Here is a 5,321-nt window from a genome sequence, read left to right as displayed (position 1 = left end):
TGATTTCAAATGCCAGGCGGATCTGTTCAGCCGCGCTCAGTCTTCCTGTTTAGCGCTGCACTTTTTCAAGCGCCAATTTGATGCCGAACCCGATCATCACCGCGCCCGTGATGCCTTCAATCCATTTCTTCGTTTTCGGCCGCTTCATGAAGTCGCTGATATAATGGATGAAGGAAATGTAAAACAAAAACCATATCGCGGTCATCGCCGTATAAGCCGCCCCCATTAGGAGAAACGGAGCGAAGGAGTGCGCGCCGGGCGCCACGAACTGCGGCAAAAACGTTAAGAAAAAGGCCGCCACTTTCGGATTTAAGAAATCGGTCAGAAACCCTTGCTTGAAGCAGGCGGTATGTTCTCCTCCTCCTCTGATGTCCGTTTCCACACTGGGGGCTTCGCCTTTTTTCATGACCCCATATAATGCCTTAGCGCCTAAATACGTTAAGTACACAGCACCCACATACTTCAGGATCGAAAACAGCAAGGCCGATTGCATAATGACGGCGGAAAGCCCGAGCGACGCCGCGGCGGTGTGGAGAAACAAGGCGCAGCAAACCCCTATATAGATGCAATTTAAATTTCGTTGCATCTATATAGTGCGGTTTTCAAGCCGCCGATCTTCCCTGCGGAAATGGTGTTTTTGGTCACCACCGCTGTGTCGGGGCCGGGCAGCACAATCAAAAATATCGATAAGAGAAGAAACGGGTACAGATGGATCATTGGACAGCCCTCCCATTGTCAGAATGTTTCGATGGGTATCATTGTATCGCAATCGTTCCTCGATTGTAAATTATGGATGTTATGAATCTATGAACTGCCATTGCCCTTGATGGTGCGGCGGTCATTTTTATTTCGCGCCGCCCGCGCTTATGGTATAGTGAAGATAGCTGGAAATCGAACGAATTGGTGATCGTGATGATTTACATCGGACTGACTGGTTGGGGGGATCATGACAGCCTCTATCCGCCAGGTCTTGCGGCGAAAGACAAGTTGCTGGAATACGCGGCCCATTTTCCGACGGTCGAGGTCGATTCGTACTTTTACGCCATTCAGCCGCGTTCGAACGTGGAAAAGTGGATTCGCGAGACGCCGCCGTCGTTTCAGTTTATCGTGAAGGCATACCAAGGAATGACCGGGCATGAGCGCGGCCCGATTCCGTATGAAAGCAAGGAAGCGATGTTTGCCGCGTTTTTGGACTCGATCGCGCCGTTTCAGGAAGCGGGGAAGCTGGCGATGGTGCTGTTTCAGTTTCCGCCGTGGTTTGACTGTCGGCGCGAGCATGTGGAGTACTTGCGCTGGGTGAAAGCGCGGATGGGGGAGGTGCCGGCGGCGCTCGAATTTCGGCACCAATCGTGGTTTTCGCCGCGCTTTTATGACAAAACGCTTCGCTTTATGGAAGAGGAAGGGTGGATTCACGCGATTTGCGACGAGCCGCAGGCGGGGGAAGGGTCGGTGCCGACCGTTTTGCATCCGACCGACCGGGAAAAGACGCTCATCCGCCTGCACGGACGGAATGTCCACGGCTGGAACAAGGCGACGGCCGGCGAGAACTGGCGGGCGGTCCGCTACTTGTATCGATACAACGAGCGCGAGCTGCGCGAGTGGGCGCGCCATATCGAGGCATTAAAGCAAAAAACGAAACAAATTTACGTGCTGTTTAACAACAACTCCGGCGGCGATGCCGCTGACAACGCCAAACAATTGATCGATTTGCTTGGCATTGAGTACACGGGCCTGGCGCCGCGGCAGCTTGGTTTGTTTTGAAGCGGGGGGGAGAGACAAAATGGCGTATATGTTGCTTTTTTTGATCGGCTTTATCGCGGGGACGGTGGGCAGCTTGGCCGGCCTTGGCGGCGGGGTGATCATCGTGCCGGCGCTTCTGTTTTTCGGCGCGCTCGGCTGGCTGTCGGCGGTGACGCCGCAGGTCGCGGTCGGCACGTCGCTTGTCGTCATTATTTTCAATGGCTTATCGTCCACATTGTCGTATATGAAAGACAAAATGGTCGACTATCAAAGCGGCTTGCTCTTTTGCCTTGGCAGCGTTCCCGGGGCGGTCATCGGCGCTTGGGTGAACAATACGCTGAGCGCCGCTCATTTTTCATTGTATTTTGGGCTGTTTTTAATCGCCATGTCGCTCTTTTTGTCGCTGAGTCAAAAGAAAACGAAGCGTTCGGCTGACGAGACGGCGGCGGCGAAAGAAAACGGGGTCGAACGAACGGCGGCGGAGCAGGCGCGGCCGGCGCCGTGGTGGAAACGGCGTGTTGTGCGAACGTACACGGACCGAAACGGTGAGGTGTTCACATACGGCTATCAGCCGCTCATGGCGGTCGCCATCGCGTTTGTCGTCGGCTTTTTCGGCGGGTTGTTTGGCATTGGCGGCGGCTCGCTCATGGTGCCGGCGATGATCGTGCTGTTTCGCTTTCCGCCCCATGTGGCGGTCGCCACGTCGATGTTGATGATTTTTTTGTCCTCGCTCGTCGGCTCTCTCACCCATGTCGCGATGGGAAACGTGCAATGGTCGTTTGCCCTGGCCCTCATTCCTGGGGTGTGGATCGGGGCGAAAACCGGAGCGTGGATCAATAAGCGGATGCCAAGCCGGACGCTTGTCGTCGTGCTTCGGATGGTGCTCGTTTTGCTTGGCCTTCGGCTTGTGATCGAAAGTTTTTCGTAACCAAGGAGGCTTGCGCATTGAAGCAAACCGTCTATATTTATCATACGAACGACGTGCACAGCCATTTTGAACATTGGCCGCAAATCGCCCGCTTTTTGTCAGAACGGAGAAGGGAGCATCGCGCGCGCAACGAGGCGATGCTTTTGTTTGATGTGGGCGATTTTCTCGACCGCGTGCACCCGATTACCGAGGCGACGCGTGGAAAAGCGAATGTGGACTTATTGAACGATCTTCACTATGATGCGGTGACGATCGGCAACAACGAAGGGATCACCCTTGATCATGATGAACTGGATACGTTGTACGAACAGGCTCGGTTTCCGGTCGTTGTCGCCAATTTGTTTCGCCGCGATGGCGTGCGGCCGCATTGGGCGTTGCCGTATGTCGTCATCCCGGCGACGGAGACGTTTCGCATTGGGGTGGTTGGCGCCACCGCTCCGTTTTCTCACTTTTACGAGCTGCTCGGCTGGAAGATCGTTCCGCCGTTTGACATGTTGGCAGCGGCGGTGGAGGAAGTGAGGCAAAAGGCCGATTGCGTCGTTGTGCTGTCTCATCTTGGGGTGAATGAGGATGAAAAAATCGCTGCGACGATCCCAGGCGTGGACATTATTTTAGGCGCTCACACCCACCATGTGTTTCCAGAAGGAAAAACATTGAATCAAACACTGCTTTGCGCGGCGGGGAAATACGGAAAATATGTTGGGGTGGTCAAGCTGGAGATTGACCAAAACCGGCTGTCCAGGGCATCCGCGACGGTCGTGGATGTCGAACCATTGCCCCGCTCCGAGGCGGTCGAGCGCCATCTTGTTTGTCTTGAGCAGGAAAGTTTGGCGCGGCTTGAAGCGGAACAAGTCGCCGTGCTCCATGATGACTTGCCGCTTGACTGGTTCGCCCCGTCGCCGCTTGGGAATTTGCTTGCTTCCGCTTTGCGTGAGTGGTGCCAAGCGGACATTGGCATGGTTAACGCCGGCGTGCTGCTTGCGCCGCTTGCGAAAGGGCCGGTGACGAAAAAAGATTTGCATCGCATTTGCCCGCATCCGCTCAACCCGTGCAAGGTGAAGCTGCGCGGCGCGGAGCTCAAAGAGATTATCCTTGAGGCCAACACGGAACGGATGAAGCATTGGCAGTTTAAAGGGTTTGGCTTCCGCGGCGAAGTGATGGGGGAAATGGTGTACGACGGCGTGGACATCGAGGCCGGGCTCGAGGAGGACGGTCAATGGCATATCCGCCGCATTATGATCAACGGCGAGCCGCTCGATCCCGAGCGCACGTATGAGGTGGCGACGACCGATATGTTTGCGATCGGCCACTTTTATCCGCAAATTCAGCGGGCGGCGGAAAAAACGTATTACATGCCGGAGTTTTTGCGCGATCTTCTCGCTTGGAAATTGGCCCAATAGGCAGGCACTTCTTTTTCCATGCTTCATACATTGGAGTATGGAAAGGAGAGTGACTGCGGCGATGGTCGAAGTGAAGCCGATCATCATTGACGGACATCCGTTTATTGCTGTGTCCGTCCAGCTGCCGAAAACGAATTTGTTGGCGGTGGCGGGTGAAAAAGGGTACATTATGTGCGGAGCGCTCGATGTGGCGCTGTTGAATGAGAAATTGCGTGATCGCGGCATTATCGCCGGGCGGGCGGTCGGGGTGCGTACGATTGAACAGCTGCTCGAGGCGCCGCTCGAATCGGTGACAGTCGCCGCTTTGGAGCTCGGCATTGAAGAGGGAATGAAAGGAAGAGAGGCGCTGTTGAAAATGCGGTGAAAAAATCCCTCCTTGCAAGCATACATATAGCTTGTAAAGGAGGGATTTTCATTTTGTTGCGCCCCCGATTCGTGCGGAAGGGGCCGCTCCCGTTCCGCTATGTGTTTTTATTGACGTTCGTTTTTTTTATGTTCTCGACGGCGGTAAGCCTTTGGATTGTCAATAAAGGCATTAAGCCGGTGCTCATGGAGATTGCGGAAACGGAAACGAAGCGGATTGCCAACTTGGTGATCAATAACGCCATTGAGCAGCAGTTTCAAAAAGACAACCCTGAATTTCGGCAGCTGGTCACGGTTCAAAAGGACGAAAGCGGCAAAATTGTGTCGGTCGATTTTGACACCGCGGTGATCAATCGCATCTTATCGGAGACGGATGATCATGTGATGGAAAGCTTAAAGGCGGCGACAGAAGGACGGCTTGAACGGATGGTCCTTCCCGAAGTCGAGTCCGGAACTGGAAACAGCCGCGGCATCATTTATTACATTCCGCTTGGAAAAATCACGGATAATGCCCTCTTGGCCAACCTCGGCCCGCGCATTCCGGTGCAGTTTCAGATCGTTGGCAATGTCGACTCGGAAGTGACGAAAGAAATTCGAGCGTATGATATTAACAGTTTTTTTATTGAAATTGATATTCATGTATCGGTCGACATCCAAGTCGTCATTCCTTTTGCATCGAAAATTTCCAATGTGACAACAGATATTCCAGTTGTGATGCGCTTTATTCCGGGAGAAGTGCCGCAATTTTACAACAAAAACGGCGGTCAAGTCGGCCCGTCCATCCAGCTTCCGAAGCGGTAGTGGGAAAGGCTGTCAATGCGCGCCTCTAAAAGGCCGGCGACTGTCATCTTCCTAAATCGATCGTTCTCGTTCGACTGTCGAAGGCAAGC

5 protein-coding genes and 1 pseudogene are annotated in these 5,321 nt (G+C 53.9%); 5 read left to right on the top strand and 1 reads right to left on the bottom strand.

What is annotated here, in order from left to right; translation table 11 throughout:
• Window positions 1–49: 49 nt before the first annotated feature.
• A pseudogene (locus tag VU18_RS13040) lies at window positions 50–717 on the bottom strand (LysE family translocator).
• Window positions 718–912: 195 nt separating this feature from the next.
• On the opposite strand from VU18_RS13040, the gene VU18_RS13030 reads away from it, so the two are divergent.
• The 5 genes from VU18_RS13030 to yunB all read left to right on the top strand — a co-directional run bounded on the left by VU18_RS13030 (window position 913) and on the right by yunB (window position 5,232).
• On the top strand, window positions 913–1,761 hold the full coding sequence (locus VU18_RS13030; RefSeq protein ID WP_031205997.1) for a DUF72 domain-containing protein: 849 nt from the start codon (window positions 913–915) through the stop codon (window positions 1,759–1,761).
• A gap of 19 nt (window positions 1,762–1,780) precedes the next feature.
• Window positions 1,781–2,668 carry a sulfite exporter TauE/SafE family protein gene (locus VU18_RS13025; RefSeq protein WP_021321775.1) on the top strand — a complete coding sequence of 296 codons (888 nt, stop codon included), beginning with the start codon at window positions 1,781–1,783 and terminating at the stop codon, window positions 2,666–2,668.
• 17 nt (window positions 2,669–2,685) lie between these two features.
• Entirely contained in the window at window positions 2,686–4,068 is a 1,383-nt protein-coding gene (locus VU18_RS13020) for a bifunctional UDP-sugar hydrolase/5'-nucleotidase (protein ID WP_011232453.1), read from the top strand.
• A 61-nt stretch (window positions 4,069–4,129) separates the two neighbouring features.
• On the top strand, window positions 4,130–4,432 hold the full coding sequence (locus VU18_RS13015) for a YunC family protein (protein WP_011232452.1): 303 nt from the start codon (window positions 4,130–4,132) through the stop codon (window positions 4,430–4,432).
• Between the two features lie 53 nt (window positions 4,433–4,485).
• Window positions 4,486–5,232: a sporulation protein YunB gene (gene yunB / locus VU18_RS13010; protein WP_011232451.1), complete on the top strand. Its 747-nt coding sequence runs from the start codon at window positions 4,486–4,488 to the stop codon at window positions 5,230–5,232.
• The last annotated feature ends 89 nt before the right edge of the window (window positions 5,233–5,321 follow it).

The sequence above is a fragment of the Geobacillus sp. ZGt-1 genome (assembly GCF_001026865.1).
Classification (GTDB): Bacteria; Bacillota; Bacilli; order Bacillales; family Anoxybacillaceae; genus Geobacillus; species Geobacillus thermoleovorans.
Note: the sequence above shows the minus strand (reverse complement) of the source record. Positions and strands in the feature narration are given on the sequence as shown.

What these genes read in the sequence shown, in the direction of transcription:
- VU18_RS13030 (WP_031205997.1), top strand. Translation starts at nt 913, where the DNA reads ATGATTTACATCGGACTGACTGGTTGGGGGGATCATGACAGCCTCTAT.
- VU18_RS13025 (WP_021321775.1), top strand. Translation starts at nt 1,781, where the DNA reads ATGGCGTATATGTTGCTTTTTTTGATCGGCTTTATCGCGGGGACGGTG.
- VU18_RS13015 (WP_011232452.1), top strand. Translation starts at nt 4,130, where the DNA reads ATGGTCGAAGTGAAGCCGATCATCATTGACGGACATCCGTTTATTGCT.